The organism is Fictibacillus sp. NRS-1165, from assembly GCF_050468105.1.
In the GTDB taxonomy this organism is placed as follows: domain Bacteria; phylum Bacillota; class Bacilli; order Bacillales; family Fictibacillaceae; genus Fictibacillus_C; species Fictibacillus_C terrinigri.
The window spans coordinates 64,241-81,245 of sequence record NZ_JBDPNU010000026.1; the positions used below are offsets into that span (position 1 = coordinate 64,241).

At 46.4% G+C, this 17,005-nt stretch carries 15 protein-coding genes; all 15 read right to left on the bottom strand.

All coding sequences use genetic code 11. The features are described 5' to 3' along the window. Nucleotides 1-147: 147 nt before the first annotated feature. Nucleotides 148-768 (bottom strand): sporulation-specific diadenylate cyclase CdaS, encoded by a 621-nt coding sequence (gene cdaS, locus ABHN01_RS12975; RefSeq protein ID WP_429875881.1) that lies wholly within the window; start codon nucleotides 766-768, stop codon nucleotides 148-150. A gap of 107 nt (nucleotides 769-875) precedes the next feature. Next, nucleotides 876-1,670, bottom strand: a complete 795-nt coding sequence (locus tag ABHN01_RS12980) for an SDR family NAD(P)-dependent oxidoreductase (RefSeq protein WP_429875882.1) — start codon at nucleotides 1,668-1,670, stop codon at nucleotides 876-878. A gap of 144 nt (nucleotides 1,671-1,814) precedes the next feature. After that, nucleotides 1,815-3,245 (bottom strand): UbiD family decarboxylase, encoded by a 1,431-nt coding sequence (locus ABHN01_RS12985; protein ID WP_429875883.1) that lies wholly within the window; start codon nucleotides 3,243-3,245, stop codon nucleotides 1,815-1,817. Nucleotides 3,246-3,265: 20 nt separating this feature from the next. Then, nucleotides 3,266-4,690 (bottom strand): sodium:solute symporter family protein, encoded by a 1,425-nt coding sequence (locus tag ABHN01_RS12990; RefSeq protein WP_429876024.1) that lies wholly within the window; start codon nucleotides 4,688-4,690, stop codon nucleotides 3,266-3,268. Between the two features lie 19 nt (nucleotides 4,691-4,709). Continuing rightward, nucleotides 4,710-5,540, bottom strand: a complete 831-nt coding sequence (locus tag ABHN01_RS12995; protein ID WP_429875884.1) for a R2-like ligand-binding oxidase — start codon at nucleotides 5,538-5,540, stop codon at nucleotides 4,710-4,712. A gap of 31 nt (nucleotides 5,541-5,571) precedes the next feature. Beyond that, entirely contained in the window at nucleotides 5,572-6,750 is a 1,179-nt protein-coding gene (locus ABHN01_RS13000) for an iron-containing alcohol dehydrogenase (protein WP_429875885.1), read from the bottom strand. After that, the gene (locus ABHN01_RS13005; protein WP_429875886.1) at nucleotides 6,747-8,234 is read right to left on the bottom strand and encodes an aldehyde dehydrogenase family protein; all 1,488 of its coding nucleotides are present in this window, start codon (nucleotides 8,232-8,234) and stop codon (nucleotides 6,747-6,749) included. Before ABHN01_RS13005 ends, ABHN01_RS13000 begins: the two co-directional genes overlap by 4 nt. 39 nt (nucleotides 8,235-8,273) lie before the next feature. After that, nucleotides 8,274-9,611: an MFS transporter gene (locus ABHN01_RS13010; RefSeq protein ID WP_429875887.1), complete on the bottom strand. Its 1,338-nt coding sequence runs from the start codon at nucleotides 9,609-9,611 to the stop codon at nucleotides 8,274-8,276. A gap of 146 nt (nucleotides 9,612-9,757) precedes the next feature. After that, nucleotides 9,758-10,546, bottom strand: coding sequence for an enoyl-CoA hydratase/isomerase family protein (locus ABHN01_RS13015; RefSeq protein ID WP_429875888.1), 789 nt, complete (start codon nucleotides 10,544-10,546; stop codon nucleotides 9,758-9,760). A 28-nt stretch (nucleotides 10,547-10,574) separates the two neighbouring features. Continuing rightward, a complete protein-coding gene (locus ABHN01_RS13020; RefSeq protein WP_429875889.1) occupies nucleotides 10,575-12,128 on the bottom strand; it encodes a class I adenylate-forming enzyme family protein in 1,554 nt (517 codons plus the stop codon). A 4-nt stretch (nucleotides 12,129-12,132) separates the two neighbouring features. Beyond that, nucleotides 12,133-12,624 carry a (2Fe-2S)-binding protein gene (locus tag ABHN01_RS13025; RefSeq protein WP_429875890.1) on the bottom strand — a complete coding sequence of 164 codons (492 nt, stop codon included), beginning with the start codon at nucleotides 12,622-12,624 and terminating at the stop codon, nucleotides 12,133-12,135. 5 nt (nucleotides 12,625-12,629) lie between these two features. Next, a complete protein-coding gene (locus ABHN01_RS13030) occupies nucleotides 12,630-13,499 on the bottom strand; it encodes an FAD binding domain-containing protein (RefSeq protein ID WP_429875891.1) in 870 nt (289 codons plus the stop codon). Nucleotides 13,500-13,519: 20 nt separating this feature from the next. Beyond that, nucleotides 13,520-13,975 carry an SRPBCC family protein gene (locus ABHN01_RS13035; RefSeq protein WP_290399252.1) on the bottom strand — a complete coding sequence of 152 codons (456 nt, stop codon included), beginning with the start codon at nucleotides 13,973-13,975 and terminating at the stop codon, nucleotides 13,520-13,522. Continuing rightward, entirely contained in the window at nucleotides 13,975-16,404 is a 2,430-nt protein-coding gene (locus ABHN01_RS13040; protein WP_429875892.1) for a xanthine dehydrogenase family protein molybdopterin-binding subunit, read from the bottom strand. Before ABHN01_RS13040 ends, ABHN01_RS13035 begins: the two co-directional genes overlap by 1 nt. Continuing rightward, nucleotides 16,405-16,980: a nucleotidyltransferase family protein gene (locus ABHN01_RS13045; protein WP_429875893.1), complete on the bottom strand. Its 576-nt coding sequence runs from the start codon at nucleotides 16,978-16,980 to the stop codon at nucleotides 16,405-16,407. Nucleotides 16,981-17,005: the final 25 nt, after the last annotated feature.

Below are 17,005 nucleotides of genomic sequence, written 5' to 3' on the forward strand. Positions count from 1 at the left end.
CTCCCCAGTACTTGTTAAGGTCTCAAGTCAATTATACTCCAGAAATGGGCAGTTTTTTGCGTTTCGTATCGTCAAAAGAAAAAACCGACAGAAAGACTCAAATAAAAAAGCAGACGGATGGTCTGCTTTTGATGCACTGCCTATACTTTAAACGATTGAACTGGACATGTTTATCGGATACAGCTTTCCATCCACAGCGAACGAAACCCTGCCCGTTTCTTCAGATACCACGAGTACCAGTGCATCACTGATCTCGGTCAATCCTATTGCTGCTCGATGACGGGTTCCCAGTTTTTTTGAACTTGAATGAATTTTAGATAAGGGAAGTACGTTTGCAGCCGAAATAATAAGGTCACCTCGAATTAAGACCGCTCCATCATGAAGAGGATTTCCCGGATAAAAAATGGACTCTAATAACGGAAACGTTAATGTTGCTCCGATCGAATTGCCCGCACTGATCATCGTCTCCAAGGGCTGTTCCCGTTCGATGGCGATCAGCGCTCCATGTTTTTGACTGGAGAGATTCTGGATACAAGTTGAAATTTCAAGGTATTTTTCTGTATAGGGAGACAAATAACAGTTTAAATAAAATGATGCTGCTGCGGTTTGTGTTTGTTCGATTTGTCCTTTTAATTGTTCGAGATTGCCTAAAAGACAATAACTCTCCCTCTCCAAAGAGATTATAAATTGATTAATCTCAAGGTTAATATGCTGGAGGATATCGACAATCTGTTGTTTTAGTGATGATACATCACAATCTTCCCTCATGGTTTAACTCCATTCCGCTCACTCCACCAAAAGAGTGCAGTTTTCCTTGCTTCCCCTATTCTGTGCTTCTTGATTTTATTTTATGAGAGTAACAAATCCGCTTAAACTTAAAAAACACTCCGAACTAGCCCCCCATCAATTCGATAGGCAGCTCCATTTATCGCTGATGAGAGCGGACTGCTTAAAAAAGCCGCCAGGTGGGCAATTTCTTCGGGGCGAATAAGCCTCTTAATAATGGAAGTGGGCCGATTCTCCATCATGAATTTTCTTTCGGCCTCTTCCAAAGTCAAATTTTGATCGGGATAAAGGCTTTGTAACATGGCCTCGACCCCTTCCGTTAAAGTGGAACCAGGCATAATCGTATTGACCGTTACCTTCGTTCCATATGTAAGTTCTGCCAAGCTTCTGGATAGGGAAAGCTGCATCGTCTTGGTAGCACTATAATGAGCCATTTCCTGAGACGGCATAATGGCAGCCTCACTAGCTATAAAGATCACTCTTCCCTCTTTTTTTTCAATCATTTGTTTCAGATACCTGCGCGTTAGCCGGACACCGCTCATGATATTGACTTCAAAAAACTTAAACCAGTCTTCGTCCTGTATATTAAAGTATTCCTTCGGTTCAAAAATACCCAGGTTGTTGATCAATATGTCAATATCATTAAATTCCTTCATCATTTTTTCGCATCCTTCCTCTTTTCCGAGATCGGCTGCGGCTGAATATAATACAGCGTCGGGATGCAACTCTTTAATTTCCGCTATCGTTTCTTGCACCTTTTCCTCACGGCGTCCATTGATGATAACATGGGCTCCTTCCTCTGCCAGAGACATCGCAATGGCCTTGCCAATTCCGGATGTAGAACCTGTGACAAGTGCAATTTTTCCCATCAGATTTAAATGCATGAACAATCCTCCTTAAAGCCTACGCATCAATTTTTGTAAATGAAAAGTTTCTAATAAAAAGCTGCTGGGAGTTAGCATTCCTCTTCCCGTTGACTTATAAACGTAACGGTAGAGACAAAAGACCAGCTGTCATTGATAAGCTGGTCAAGGAATCCTTCCTGAAAGTTTACGATGCATAATCCTGTTGCCATGCTCAAGATGCTCTGGGTTTACCCCTGATGATGTTTCGTTTAGGTACTCCTGGATGTCCATATTTGCGTATCCCGGAATGGAAATTCGTTTATAACGCATCGGTTCACTGTTAAGTGGAACTGTACAGTCAAATCCCGTTTTCGAACCGAACCCGTCATTTGTGGACGGATCGAGTTTTGAGCCTTGCGCCCCCTCTACTACCACTAAATCCTTGTCCACCTGGAAACGCGTAGCGATTGCCCATTCTACTTCCTCCATGTTAAATATATCTACCTCTTCATCGACGACAACCACGTGCTTTATATCAAAACTGTTTGCGAAGGCAGCGAGGATGGCATTCTTAGCTTCACCTTTGTTTCGCTTTTTTATGGATACGACCGCATGATAACGGCATGTCCCGCCTGGACTCATGTGAACCGCAACGGCAGAAGGCACAGTCTGGCGGACACTTTGAATGAGGCTAGCCTCACGTGGAATGCCCCCGAGCAGGAGATGCTCGTATCCAGCCGGGATAATCGTATAAAAGATCGGGTCTTTTCGGTGTGACACGGCGGTTAGCTGAACAATTTCCTTGTCACTCCGCGGGCCGTAATATTTAGGGAACTCCCCAAACGGTCCTTCCGACTCCCGAATATGAGGGAGGATTTTACCTTCTAAAACGATCTCCGCATAGGCAGGCACATCAATGTCCACCGTTTCACAACGAACGGTCTCAAGTGGTTCCGATCGCAGAGCACTGGCGATTTCCAGCTCATCTATCCCGAATGGGGTACTCGCCTGTGAAGCAAGAAGTGTCACAGGATCCACTCCTACAACTATGGCACATTCGAGCGCCCTACCTTCCTCCTCTGCCTGTTTGTACAAATGAAAGGTGTGCCTCGGCAGCAAAAGTACTCCCAGTTTATCCTTTCCAGAAATCTGCAGGCGATGAATGGATACATTTTGCTTTCGGGTCACAGGATCACGGGTAATGAACAGGCCTGCGGTAATGTAATTTCCAGAATCCATCTCATGGTGGACGGGAATGGGAAAGGTCTTAAGCAAATCAATGTTCTCGGTGATGATATTTTCCTTTACCGGGGCATCTTGGTTGCTCACTTTTCTGCATGCTTTTGGTGAAGTTACCGCTTCAGTGAATTTTGGAATGATTCCATATTGGTCTGTTTCCAATGCTTCAGCAAAGTCATCTCTTGTAGAACATATCCCCGAAACGACAGGCATCCCATAGTTCTCAACATTTGAAAAATATACCGCTTTTTTGCCGTCCAGTTTCTTTGCGACAGCAGCGATCTCATACTCCAGACTCACTTTTTTATCGATGGCCACCAGCCTCCCTTTCGATTCAAGGTGAGCTAGCCATGTACGAAATGTTCTTGCCTTCATTACACCTTTCCCCCTTATCTCTATTGCACCTTGTATTGGTGGCCGTTATTTTCATTTGAACCTTCCTCATGAACCACAGTTTTGTTTTTTCGCCAAAAATGATCGATTCCCATTACGATAAGAGGTGCAACAGCAGCGATATAAATGTTATCGATACCGAACGGGTTTCCTGCAAGAAACCAAAATGTTGTTGTAATTACAGCGAATATCATTCCAAGGGCAGCCCCTATTCCGCTGCTGAAACGGGGAAAATAAAACATCAAAACCACGATAACGGCGATGGTTGTACGGAGTGCCCTGGCAAAAAAGATCGTGTTTAGTATTTCCGGGGTAAAAATGGCGAACGGAATAGGTAAAAGACCCATCACAATGGTCGCCACTCTTGAAAACCTGAGTGATTTTTTGTCTGATCCTTCTTTATTAAAGAGCGGAGTATAAAAGTCTTTTAACAATAGGGCAGCTGCTCCAATTGTTGAGGCGGCCACTGTTCCAAAAACCGCGGCGATTAATCCGGAGATCACAAGACCCGCAAGGAAAGGGTTCATAAGGGTAGTCAACATCGGAAAAGCCTCGGAAGAAACGATATTCGGAAACAATATAGAGGCTGTCATCCCAATGAGAGCGGCCATGATTCCTACAGGAATTACGAACAGCCCTGCGTAAATACTTGCTTTTTTTGCTTTGGCATCATCATTGGTCGAGCAAACCGCCTGAATGATGTATTGAGTAGAAAAAATAGAGCCAATGTTGGCGATGGTCCATGCAATAATGGTTGGCCATGAAATGCCTGTCCAGTCAAACATCGCTGGCTTTAGCTGCAGCGACAGACCTGAAAAACCGCCTGCTGCAGTTAAACCGAACGAGACTGCCAGAATTAATCCCAAATATTTAAAAAACGCATGAATAAGGTTGGTATAAGCAACCGCAAACATTCCGCCCAAGGTAACGTAAACAACTGTGACTACCCCAACCACAATTGCTGCCATCGCATGGGGGACGTGAATAATCCCAGATAAGGTCGCCGCCCCTCCCGCGTACATTGATACGTTGACCACGCTTAGGGCATAAATCATAATGACTGAGGTAATCGTTCTCGCACCATTTCCGTAAGTTTTCGATATAGCCCCAGAAATGGTATACTCTCCACGCTCATGGAACTTTTTTGCCAGTGTGTAGGCAAACAAAGCAAAAGCAAACGCGAGTGTGATTAAGTTCCAGGAAGCCGAGATTCCTTGAGAAAAAGCGGTTTGCGCGGTACCGATCGTAGAGCCTGTGCCTATGAATTCAGACATCATCAAGACCCCGATAATAAAAGGGCCGAAAGCTTTTCCTCCTGTCATGTATTTGTCCGAGCTTTTTGAGAATTTCTTCGTATATAGTCCAAGAAAAGCAGTGGCTAGCACATACAAAATGACCATTCCTATGATTATGGCACTGGCTGTCACCAAGCGATTCCCTCCTTATTTAACTCATGGATGGCACTCCGAATATGTCCTTCAGGCGCCTTTCAAAAAGCTTCGTCACCCGCTGCCGGCCGTTCACCTCCACCGGGGTTGGAACCTCACGTCCGTTAACCACTACCGGCTGATCGTAGCGAATCAAAATGTAGGGAAGATATTCACTATAAATCTCTCGTATTCTATTGGCATGCTTTTCATTTCTTGCCAGCAGCTTTAACATGCGAAGCCCAAAGCCGACGTGGCGGCCTTCATCCTCTTTTATACGTTTGAAGCCTTCTTTCAACCCGGGCAGGAGGCCTTTACTTCCATAAACCTCCTCAAATACATCGTACCCCGCCATCGCTTGTACACCTTCAATGATTCCCTGGTAGTGAGTCAATCCTTCAACGAGGGCGGCTTCGCGTTCCTCTATACTGCCTTCCAGTGCATTGAGCATCATTTTGCCCCGCTCATCCAGCTTTTGCTGAACGAGATTTTGCACTCCATGTATACGTTTGATGCCGAGTACCTCTTCAAAGTACCGAAGGAAAAATTCGGTATGCTTGAATTCCTCCAACAACTGAGTACTGAGGAAGGCTTGTTGCTGGGTGGATGCCCCAAGCATGATCCAGGGACAAAATTTTAAGGCAACATTCTCTTCTGCATCAAGAAATCCGGTGCAAAAGTGAATGAGATAATTTTTCAGGTCTTGATCAAGTGCTTCAAAATCATCTCTGTCATGGGTTAAATCGATCTCAGCAGGATCCCACGTTCCAAACCGTATCGCTTTCCGGTATAAATTCCAGGCTACCTCGTCTGTACTTTTTTCCAAACTAAGAATCAAATCATCGCTCATTAAAAAACCGCCTCCGTTTTGTTTGTGAATTCTAGTAAACCCGCTTTAACAGATCCAGAACGTCAGCCTCTGCTGGCTGCCGGGGATTAAACCTCATCATCCCGCTTTGAAAAGAGTCCCTTGCAATTGCAGCGAGCCTGTCCTCAGGGACGTTTAATTCCTTCAACCGGGTAGGCAGTCCAATTTCCCGCACCAGGAAAGCCACTGCTTTAGCCGCCTGACCGGCCAACTGTGTTTCGTCTTCTCCCTCAACCCCCAACAACTGCGCAATCTTAGCCGCTTTAAGTGGGCACACCTGAGCATTGAACTCAACGACGCGGGGGAGGAGCAAGCCGATGGCTATTCCGTGAGGAACATGGCAATGACCGGAAAGAGCACTTCCAATGGCGTGGGCAAGCCCAAGGAAGCTGTTGTTAAACGCCATCCCTGCCAGTAAGCTTCCGTGCGACATTCCAATTCGTGCTTCCTTATCTTTTCCGTCCACAACAGCCTGTCTAAGGTGTGAACCGACAGTGGTAATCGCTTCAGTGGCCAGTGCATCGGATGCAGGGCACGACCGTAAGGAAAAGTAGGTTTCGATTCCATGGGCCAGGGCATCAATTCCGGAGGCTGCTGTCATATTTTCTGGTAACCCCATGGTCAGTTCAGGATCAACAATAGTAAGAGTCGGAGCCATATGCTGGCTGGTGACGGTCACTTTCACATTGTTCTTCCAGTCTGAGTAAACACCGAAGATAGTCACCTCACTCCCTGTCCCGGATGTGGTTGGTATCGTAAGCAGCGGAATAGCTGAGGAGCTTACGATCTTATCGACTCCTGCATAATCGCGGATGCTGCCGCCCTGGCTTGCTACAATCCTAATCCCTTTTGCAGTGTCTATGACACTTCCGCCTCCTACTGCAACGAGACAATCATAGTGCCCAGATAGAAAATACTCGGCTCCACGATCAATCGTTTCAAGACTCGGATCAGGCTCTACCTCTAGATAGAGCTCACTGACAATCTTTGAATCTTGCAGCGATGAAATGATTCCGCTCAATAATCCGGCGGATTCCACCCCTTTATCACTGACGATAAAAACCCTGTTCACACCAAGATTTACGAGGTTCTCCGCAAGGCGGGAGGATTTTCCATACCCGAACTCTATCCGCGTAGGCAAATGAAAGGAGAAGTCCTGCCTTGTCTGTTTTACTATAGAACTCATGTTCATAGAGGAGCCCCCTCACAAGGGTCCATTTCAATATGCACATGCTTCGTCTCGCAATATTCCATCAGGCCATCCACTCCCCTTGTCCTTCCTAAACCGCTCTGCTTGTAACCCCCAAATTCTGTTTCAGGAAAGTTTTTGTTGTACGTATTGATCCAGACGGTTCCCGCTTTGATCCCTTTGGACATCCGTACCGCTCGGTTGAGATCCGATGTCCATACACCGGCGGACAAACCAAAATCACTGTCATTCGCAATGTGAAGCGCTTCTTTTTCCGTTGAGAATGTCTGAACAGCGAGAACAGGCCCGAAAATTTCTTCTTTGACCACGCGGCTGCCGGCCATGAGCCCATCAATGATGGTAGGAGTGAAATAAAAGCCCTGATCATATGTTTCGCCTGTCTTTCGGTAGCCGCCAGTAATGATTCTTCCTTCTTTCCGGCCGATTTCACAATACTCTTCAACAAGGTCCAATTGGCTTTGTGAGACCAACGGCCCCATATCAGCCGTTTCCAGAAGCCCGTTTTCCACCCGCAGCTGCTCGGCATATTCTTTTAGACGTTTGACCACTTCGTCTATAATGGATTCATGAATGACCACCCTGGAACCGGCCATGCAGATTTGGCCTGCGGAAATAAAAATGGAACGGCCGATGACCGGAACAGCTTTATCAAGATTTGCATCCTCAAAGACGACGTTCGGAGATTTCCCGCCAAGTTCGAGTGCTACTTTTTTGACATTTCCTGCTCCCATTTCAATGATGGACTTGCCAGTAGAGGTGTCCCCCGTAAAGCTGATCATGTCGATCTTGTCACTGGCTGCCATGGCTGCTCCAATGGACTTTCCTGGACCGGTCACGATGCTGACGATCCCTTTTGGAAAATGAGGAATTTCAGCAATGAGCTTAAAGATCTCTACGGATATTGAAGGAGTAAGGCTTGCTGGCTTGACGAGGACTCCATTACCGGCAGCAAGAGCAGGTGCGAGTTCACGAATCATGAGCAACGCGGGCCAGTTCCAAGGTGATATGATTCCCACCACGCCAACCGGCTCTTTTACAACGACACCAAAATTATCGGGTTCAAGCTGCATGGAACGGCCAAAGACAGAACGTGCGGCTCCTGCAAAATACTTCAGTGTATCAATACAGCCTGACAGCTCGATCCGCGACTCGCGAATGGTCTTTCCCTGATCCATCGTGAGGATGAGAGCAAGGTGCTCCAGCTTTTCTGTCATTTTTTCGGCCAACGAATGCAACGCTTCATAACGGCGCTTAGGATTCATTGACCAATCACTTGTCAGGAAGGAATGCTGTACAGATTCTATAATCTGGGATACATCTTGTATATTCGATTTTTGCGAATAGCTGACCAGTTCTCCGGTCGCCGGATTAAACGATTCTATCAGCTCCTTAGAAGTCGATTCTGACCATTCTCCGCCTGCAAAATTATAATAAGTGGGTATCTTTTTATGAATGATAGTTGACATCAATTAAAGCTCCCTTCGTTTCCAAAGTCTTGGTTTCTGCTAGTGGAGTCTGCCTCTCGTTTCTGGAATGATAACGCTTCCGATGATGTAAACCAGATAGATCACAATCGCAAAATACATTAAAGTATGGGGAATGTTTTCAACGGAGCCACTCACCAGGGTAACAAAGGTAGGCATCATTCCACCGACGGCGAAGCCCATATTCCATGAAAGGCCAGTGCCTGTCGACCGGATGGAAGTCGGAAAGCGCTCGTTTAAAAAAATCAAGACGGGTGCATATGCCGCATTTCCTAATACCACAAGGCATACGACATAAAAGTAGATGGAAGAAACCGACGCTGCATTAGCCAGCGATAGATAAAAATAAGGCAATCCGATCACATTCAATACACCGATGACAAGGAATACCTTTTTTCTGCCAAAGATTTCACTCAGATGGCCGGCAATCAGTGCAGATATGATGGTAGCTATGCTGGCCGCAATAAGCACACCGGACAACGTTGTAGTGGATACTTTATTCACAACATTCAGGAAAGTTGGAATAAACCCGGCAGTGAGATAATATCCCGAACCGCCACCGATGACGATCATTAAATTCACCAGAAGTACACGGGAGTATGTCGTAAACAGCGATTTAACCGGTTTTTGTTCGTCGATATTTTGTTTTGAGTCTTTTTTCGTTTTCATTTCGGCCCATAACGGAGATTCCTCCAGCGTCCGAAACACAAAAAGGCCGGCAACGGCTCCTAAAATACCTGTAAAGAACATCACCCTCCAGCCCCAGCTATCAAAGGCTTCACCGGGAAACAGAGCTGAAACGATTGTAAAAGTAATGGAAGCAAACAATGCACCAAGTCCAGCGCCTCCACCGCCGATAAGGCCAGACATTAATCCTCTCCATTTAGGAGCCGCCGATTCTGTTCCAATGGTATGGGTGGAGGCGACCACCCCTCCCACAAAGACTCCCTGGACGAGCCGCAGCAATAAAAACAGGAGGGCCGCAAAAAAACCGATTTGCGGTACTGTAGGGAGTAAACCAAAAATTGCTGTACTAATACCAACACCGATGATCGCCACCGTCATGGCATTCTTTCTGCCATGCTTGTCGGCATACGATCCGAATATGGCGGATCCAAGCGGCCGCATGAGAAGCGTGACGGCGAAAGAAGCGTAAACGGCTGCCAGGGACAGTGTTGGATTAGTTGTAGGAAAAAATAGCTTTCCAATCGTTGGTGTAACATACAGAAGAATAAAAAGATCATATAAATCAAAGGACCAGCCCAATAAGGAAGCTGCTGTTGCAGAAACCATTTGCCTGTTACTCACTTTAGGCTGTTCTGACTTCTGAACAACCTCAGAAGGTAGTGCACTTGACATGTTTTTTCCTCCAATACTAAAGTTTTTTAACATGACTTAGCTTGGATGAGCCTTTTGAAGACTGAATTTTCAGTCTATTAAATAGAAAGTACATGAAGAAGCATAGTAATCCCGTGGGGGCACGGGATTACTTGCACCTTGTTCACTTACTTTCCTGTAAAACTCGGTTTTCTTTTCTCTACAAATGCATCCACACCTTCTTTAAAGTCATCGGTGCATCTGAGCATGCCATACGCTCTTCCCTCGATTTCTAACCCGGTGCTTAACGGGCCTTCCTCAGCAGCATTCAATACTTCCTTACAAACACGCTGAGCAAGTGGTGAAAACCGAACGAGCTCAGCCGCCAGTTGATCCACTTCATTGTCAAGCTCCTCTTTCGCCACAACCTTAGTAATCAATCCCCATTGGTACGCCTCTTCAGCAGGTATCCTTCTTGCCCTCATGATCATATCCTTTGCTCTTGTAAGGCCTACAGCCCGTGCCACACGCTGCGTCCCTCCGCTTCCGGGAATCATGCCCAAATTCATTTCCGGCAACCCGAGGAGGGTGTCGTCAGCAGCGATTCTGAAATCACACGCCATGGCAATCTCAAAGCCTACCCCAAATGTATATCCTTGAAGCTGTGCGATGACGGGCTTCGGGGAACGCTCAGGTGCGGCAACGTTCACTCTTAAACGGGACAATTCTTCAGGATGAGTTTCCATGAACTGAGGAATACTTCCGCCAGCACTAAAACACTTGTCGCCTTCACCCTTTACAATGATGACACGTACGCCTTCGTCATCGTTCAATTCTTCAAAGATCTCAGCAAATTGTTTCCTGGCGAGCATACTGATGTAATTCATTTTTTCCGGGCGGTCGAATAAAATGGTCGCTGTCTGTGTTTCCCTGTTCTTTTCTACACGGATGTGATCATATTGAGTAGTGGTTGTCATTTTGATTTCCCCTTTCGATTTTAAGAAATTAAACTACTTTTTCTGTTTTGAACAATTCAAATTCCCCATCCCGCAATTTCCGCCTCAACACTTTTCCGACAGGACTTTTCGGAATTTCCTTAACAAATACATACTTTCGCGGCCTTTTGTAGTTGGAGAGCTGCGGATGGTTTTTGCAGAACTCGTCCAGCTCTTGAATCGAGACAGTATGGCTGGAGGGAACGACGAACGCTGATACAATCTGTCCCCATCTATCGTCTTCTTCTCCGACGATGGCGACTTCGATTACATTCTCATGCTCGGAGATGACGTCTTCGACTTCCAGAGGGTGGATGTTTTCGCCGCCTGAGATGATCATGTCGTCCACTCTGCCGACGACATGCAGATCGCCGTCTTCATCCAGCACACCAAGATCTCCTGTAAAATACCAGCCGTCACGAATTGCTTTTTGGGTCGCATCTGGCCGGTTCCAATATCCCTTGAACGCTTCAACTGATTGCAAATTGACAATGATCTCACCGATTTCATCTTTTCCTACGATCTCTTCGCAGGTTGAATGTCCGTCCGGGTCTGCTCTAACCAGCCTGATGTTTTGATGAAACCCTGGTTTGCCTGCACAACATGGCTTTTCGAAGACATTTGAATTGATGGTAAAGGTGTACACCTCAGTACTTCCGTAGTGATTTACGAACACCTCAGGCTTCAGCTGCTCAATACATTTCTCTGTAAGGGAAGAGGTCATCGAAGCCCCGGCATATCCAATTTTTTTAAGGGCCGAAAGATCATAATCACTAAAAGTCGGATGTTTTAATATGTCATGGTACAAAGTTGGCACAAGATACAAACAGGTAACAGCTTCCTTCGTGAGCAATTCCAGCGCATCCTTCGCGTCAAAATCAGGAAGTATGACAAGCTTCCCATTTAAGAAGGTTATCGAAAGCAGCGACCTCATTCCCATGGTGTGGTAGAGAGGCATCGTTCCGAGCGTGCTTTCCCCTTCTGTATAATGATTTTGTATAATATGGGCAAGCGCTGCAGAGTACTCATTTTTATGGCTTCTTGGAACACCCTTTGGTTTTCCGGTAGTTCCCGAAGTATAGAGCATTAGGGCGATATCTTCATCCGATATGACTGGTCTGTCATACGTCCCAGGACTCCGTTCAATCAGCTCGGAAAAATAAATATCAGCCCCTTGTACACCCTCGAGCCCAATATAGACTGGCCTTTCATTAAACCTTGCTTTTAACACCGCCGCCTGGCTGGCATCCTCATACACGATTGCGGTCGCTTCCGCATCGTTAAAGCAATACTCTACTTCCTTTGCTGAAAGCCTGAAGTTTATCGGTGTATAAATCGCACCCATTTTCTGCAGCGCCCAATAGAGAATCACATTTTCGCTACGGTTTTTTAACAAAACCATCACACGATCCTGTTGTTTTATTCCGATGCGCTGAAGGGAGGCTGCCAGCCTATCAACCTGGCTGTTCAGCCTCGCATAGGATAAACGCTGATCTTGCTGAACGATAGCATCCTTGTTCGGGAAGCGCTCAACTGCAAATTCCAGCAACGTTCCGAGGTTCATGGATTCAACTCCTTTGCAAGACTTCTTTATTGTTGTCTTGAACCGTTTTCTCTACAGCCTTCACTATCCCTTCATAGCCTGTGCACCGGCACAAATGTCCTGAAAGGGTTTCTTTGATTTCTTTAACCGATGGCTGCGGGTTCTTTTCCAAAAAATCAGTGATGGACATTAAGATGCCAGCGGTGCAAAAACCACATTGCAGACCATGGCATTCTATGAAATTTTTTTGAAGCGCTGTCAGCTCTCCGCTGCAGGCAAGACCCTCGACGGTTGTTATTTCGCAGTTATCCGCCTGTACCGCAAAAATCAAGCAAGACCTTACCGCCAAACCGTCCATGTTGACCGTACAGGCCCCGCAAACACCATGCTCGCAGCCTACATGAGTCCCCGTCAGTCCACACGTTTCACGTATAAAATCACTCAACAGCATCCTTGGTTCTACCCACTCTGAATACGACTTGCCGTTGATCGTTACATTTACTTCAGTTAAGGACATGCTGCTCACCCCTTTGCTCTCTCGTATGCTTGATACAAAACTCGGGCCGTTAAGACCTTCGCTAATTGTGTACGGTACGTGGCCGACGCATGCAGGTCCGATTCAGGCTCTACACTACTGCCCACGAGCTCGGCTATTTTTTGTACGGCTTGGTCCGTTATCTTTTCGCCCTCAAGAAGTTCCTTTGCATCCTCGATCAATAACGGTATAGCCTCGACCCCGCCAAGCGCCAGCCGGATATCCGAAATTTTGTCATGCGCGTCAAGTTCAAGCTGACAGGCGGCAGCTACGAGTGCAAAGTCACCATGGCGCCTCGCGACTTCCTGAAAAGAAGAGCCCACTCGTCCCTTCCATATGGGCAGATGAATTTCAGTAAGCATTTCATTTGGCATCATGTCTGTCGTTAGAAACGTAAGGAAGAAGTCCTCCGCTTTTACAGTTCTCGTTTCTTCCTCTGAAGAAATGTGAAGTGTGCCATTGAGCGCCATCAAAACGAGGGGAAGCTCTGCACTCGGATCTGCATGGACGATGCTGCCACCTATCGTTCCCCGGTTTCTCGTTTGAAGGTGTCCAATATGTGCGACCGCTTCCGTTACCAATCCGCATTGGCTTTTCACGAGTTCAGAGGTTTCCACCGTATTTTGCCGTGTCATCGTCCCGATTTTTAATGTTTGATCATCGCTATCGATAAAATTCAAATCATGCAAGCTGTTAATGTCAATTAAACACTGAGGGGTGGCCAGTCTCATGTTCATGATGGGAACGAGACTCTGTCCTCCCGCTATGATCTTGCCGTCAAAACCGCTGGATTCCAGCAAAGAAAGGGCTTCTGAAACATCTTTAGGTCGATAGTAATCAAATTTTGCCGGTTTCATAATCAGCACGGCCCCTTTCGTTAAGCGCTTTGTTCAATTCGTTTTAATTCCTTGCCCAGTTTTTTGAAAAAATCCTGTATGACCATCTTCGCTACTCCACCCAGCATCCGCTGCCCTACCATCGCTACCTTTCCTCCTACTTCAGCCTCATAGGAGTAGTTTAATAGAGTGGAACTTTCACCATCCGGGGTCAGGTCCACAACCCCAACTGCTTCAACCGTTCCAGGAGATCCTTCCCCCTTCACAGCTAGCTTATAGTGGTTTGGCTCCTGCAAATCAAGAATTTCGATCATAGAAGAATAGTTCCCTTTTATTGCCGCGATTCCAATAGACAGCTCGGCCTGATACTTGTTGTCCTCCACCAGTACGAGTTTTTTGCAGCCCATAATACATTTTTCAAGAACACTGGGATCGAGAAGTACTTCATACGCTCTCTCCACTCCTGCATCTAAAACAAGCTTTCCTTTGCCTTCCATCAGATGGTCACCTCTTTATGATTATTTTCTTTCGCTTCATTCAGCAAAGTCCATATTCGGTTGGGACTAAGCGGCAGGGTATCAATCGCCACATTATACGGAGAAAGGGCATCACTGACTGCATTGGCGACTGCAACTGGAGCACTCATTGTGTTACCTTCTCCAAGTCCTTTAGCTCCGAGTGGAGTCATAGGTGATGGCGTTTCAATATGCTTGATCGTGACGTTTGGAATTTCAGGAGCCGTCGGACACAAATAGTCCATAAACGAACCAGTAAGCAGCTGTCCTTTATTGTCATACACGAGCTCTTCAAAGAGCGCTCCTCCCAAGCCGTGTGCAAGTCCGCCAAATATCTGTCCATCCACGATAAGAGGATTGAGTAGTTTCCCGGCATCATGGATCGTGATATAGTCCAGAATGTTTATCTCCCCTGTTTCAGGGTCAATTTCAACCGTTACTAAATCGGCCACAAAACCGTAGGTTACTGATGAGTTGATGAGGTCATTCTCATCAGGGGGCTCAGCCGCTTTGATAGAATAGTAGTAAGTTTCATAGATTCCAGGCTCCATTCCCTCCGGAAGGGATAAGGGATTCCAGTGTGCGGACCCTGCCGCCCTCTTCAGCGCATATTTTTTTGCAGGGTCGCTCTTTACATAAAAAGCACCATCCCTTAGCTCAAGCTCACTCTCATCCACATTCAGCTGGTGAGAAGCAATCTTCATCAACTTTTCCTTTACCTTGTTCGCTGCATAAAACACAGCACTTGATCCTAATGAGGCAAAGCGGCTGGAATAGCTGCCGGATGCAATGGACCATGCGCTTGTGGAAGTATCCAGCTCTGCGACAACCTTGATTTTGTCCGATGGTATGCTTAAAACCTCCGAAACAATCTGTGCTGCCACGGTCTCATGCCCCTGGCCTGAGGGAGTCGTACTGATCCTAACGTTAACGCTTCCCATCGGATCCATGGAAACGGTCGCTGCTTCTGAACATCCTGATTTCGGCAGTGATTTCGCACGTTCTTCAGGAGTTAAAGCAACGGTGATATACCCCATATTGGAACCAGACGGCTCTACGATACAGGCAAGTCCGACACCGAATATTTTTCCGTCCTTTCTTGCTTCCTCTTGTTTTTTGCGGAACTCCTCATATTTTCCGGTCTCCAGCGCAAGCTCGAACCCCTTGATATAATCGCCGCTGTCATATAGACCTCCCGAAGCCGTCTTGTAAGGAAACTGATCCTTTTGAATAAGATTCCTGCGTATCACATCAGCTGGATCTAAATTCAGCTCGAACGCAATCTTCTGCATGATCCGCTCCAGCGGAAAATACAGCTCCTGGCCGCCATAGCCTCTGATTAAACCGGTTGGAAGCTTGTTGGTCATGATCGCGTACGCATCAATATGAAGATTCGGAATATCATAGGCACCTGTTGAATTGGCATGCGTACGATACAAACAGGCGGGTTCCGGAGCCCGGATGTAGGCACCGACATTGTCAATCATTTTCATTCGTAAACCGGTAACTTTTCCATCCTTTTTCACCGCTGCTTCAATGTAAGTGACCCTGTCCGTTCCACTGGAGCTTGCCGACAAATGCTCCTGCCGATCTTCAATCCACTTTACCGGACAACCGGCAATTCGGCTCGCTACGGACAGTAGAACCATATACGGAAATGTTCCAGCTTTTATTCCATAGCTTCCGCCGATATCTTTTGGAACAATGATTCTCAGCTTGTTGCTTGGAATTTTCAGCGCTTGAGCCATAATGGCCTGAATAACAAAAGGTCCGTGAAAGTTAGCGTGAACTGTATATTGTTTTTCACTTGATTCATAATGAGCGATAATACCGTAGGTCTCCACAGGCGTCGCCGTATATTTCGGAAAAAGATATTTATGTTTAATGATGGCATCCGCTTCTTCAAACGCCTGATCCACTTCACCGTAATTAAACGTACGGTGATTGGCTATGTTGGAGCCTACATTTTCATGAAGGACTGGTGCATCCTTCTCCAGAGATCCTTCAATGTCAACAACAGGAGGAAGGGTTTCGTATTTTACTTTAATAAGTTCCATTGCATCCTCTGCAATATAGCGGCTTTTCGCAATCACGACCGCCACAGGCTCACCAACATACCTGACTTTATCGATAGCAATGGGATAGTATTGCACCGGAGCGCTGACACCTACACTAAATGGCTCGAGATACTCTTTCACCTGTTCACCGGTAATCACTGCTTTTACTCCTGCCATTTTCTCAGCCTCAGCCGTATCAATCGACACAATTTTTGCATGCGGACTCGAACTCCTTAAAATGGCGGCCTGAAACGTCTGAGAGGGTGTACCGATGTCATCGATATATTTGCCCTGTCCGGTTAAAAGTCTCATGTCCTCTACCCTCGTGACCGCTTTCCCAATAACCTTGTCCATTTAAGAGACCTCCCTTCTCAAAAGCTTTTTAAAGTCTGCCATTGTATCAATATCAAAAGGATAGTTTCTTCCCATTTCAACGATCTTTACTTCATCCGTATACTTTTTCACTAAATCCCGTCCGCCTTTGTCACCTTTGATTTCTAGCAGCCTGTTAAACATTTTCCGGTGAAACAGGACAGGGTGTCCTCTTTTGCCAAAATAAGAGGATTGATACACAGAATGACTGTGGTCAGCATGGGATTCTTCCAACAGCAGGTTGATCTCCCGGGAGGAAATCAGGGGCTGATCTCCTAACAGAAAAATGGCCGCTTCCGCCTCAGCAGGCAAAACATAAAGGCCTGATTTTACAGAAGCTGATAACCCTTGGTTTGATTGATAATTCAAAAAAATTTTATTTACTCCTGCCATCGTCGCCTCGGCGAGTAGACCATCCACATCTGGGTTAATCACGACTGCAACACCATCGACGTCGGAGTTTACTGCCGCTTCTATCACATGCTGTATCAGTGTTCTCCCTTGATGGCGCAGCATCATTTTAGGCGTACCCATCCGCTCAGAGCTGCCGGCTCCCAATATGATTGCCCACGTTTCCCTCTTT

What these genes read in the sequence shown, in the direction of transcription:
- ABHN01_RS13035 (WP_290399252.1), bottom strand. Translation starts at nt 13,975, where the DNA reads ATGGAAGGCAAAGGAAAGCTTGTTTTAGATGCAGGAGTGGAGAGAGCG.
- ABHN01_RS13030 (WP_429875891.1), bottom strand. Translation starts at nt 13,499, where the DNA reads ATGAAACCGGCAAAATTTGATTACTATCGACCTAAAGATGTTTCAGAA.
- cdaS (WP_429875881.1), bottom strand. Translation starts at nt 768, where the DNA reads ATGAGGGAAGATTGTGATGTATCATCACTAAAACAACAGATTGTCGAT.
- ABHN01_RS12980 (WP_429875882.1), bottom strand. Translation starts at nt 1,670, where the DNA reads ATGCATTTAAATCTGATGGGAAAAATTGCACTTGTCACAGGTTCTACA.
- ABHN01_RS13015 (WP_429875888.1), bottom strand. Translation starts at nt 10,546, where the DNA reads ATGACAACCACTACTCAATATGATCACATCCGTGTAGAAAAGAACAGG.
- ABHN01_RS13010 (WP_429875887.1), bottom strand. Translation starts at nt 9,611, where the DNA reads ATGTCAAGTGCACTACCTTCTGAGGTTGTTCAGAAGTCAGAACAGCCT.
- ABHN01_RS12995 (WP_429875884.1), bottom strand. Translation starts at nt 5,540, where the DNA reads ATGAGCGATGATTTGATTCTTAGTTTGGAAAAAAGTACAGACGAGGTA.
- ABHN01_RS12985 (WP_429875883.1), bottom strand. Translation starts at nt 3,245, where the DNA reads ATGAAGGCAAGAACATTTCGTACATGGCTAGCTCACCTTGAATCGAAA.
- ABHN01_RS13040 (WP_429875892.1), bottom strand. Translation starts at nt 16,404, where the DNA reads ATGGACAAGGTTATTGGGAAAGCGGTCACGAGGGTAGAGGACATGAGA.
- ABHN01_RS13020 (WP_429875889.1), bottom strand. Translation starts at nt 12,128, where the DNA reads ATGAACCTCGGAACGTTGCTGGAATTTGCAGTTGAGCGCTTCCCGAAC.
- ABHN01_RS13000 (WP_429875885.1), bottom strand. Translation starts at nt 6,750, where the DNA reads ATGAACATGAGTTCTATAGTAAAACAGACAAGGCAGGACTTCTCCTTT.
- ABHN01_RS13005 (WP_429875886.1), bottom strand. Translation starts at nt 8,234, where the DNA reads ATGTCAACTATCATTCATAAAAAGATACCCACTTATTATAATTTTGCA.
- ABHN01_RS13025 (WP_429875890.1), bottom strand. Translation starts at nt 12,624, where the DNA reads ATGTCCTTAACTGAAGTAAATGTAACGATCAACGGCAAGTCGTATTCA.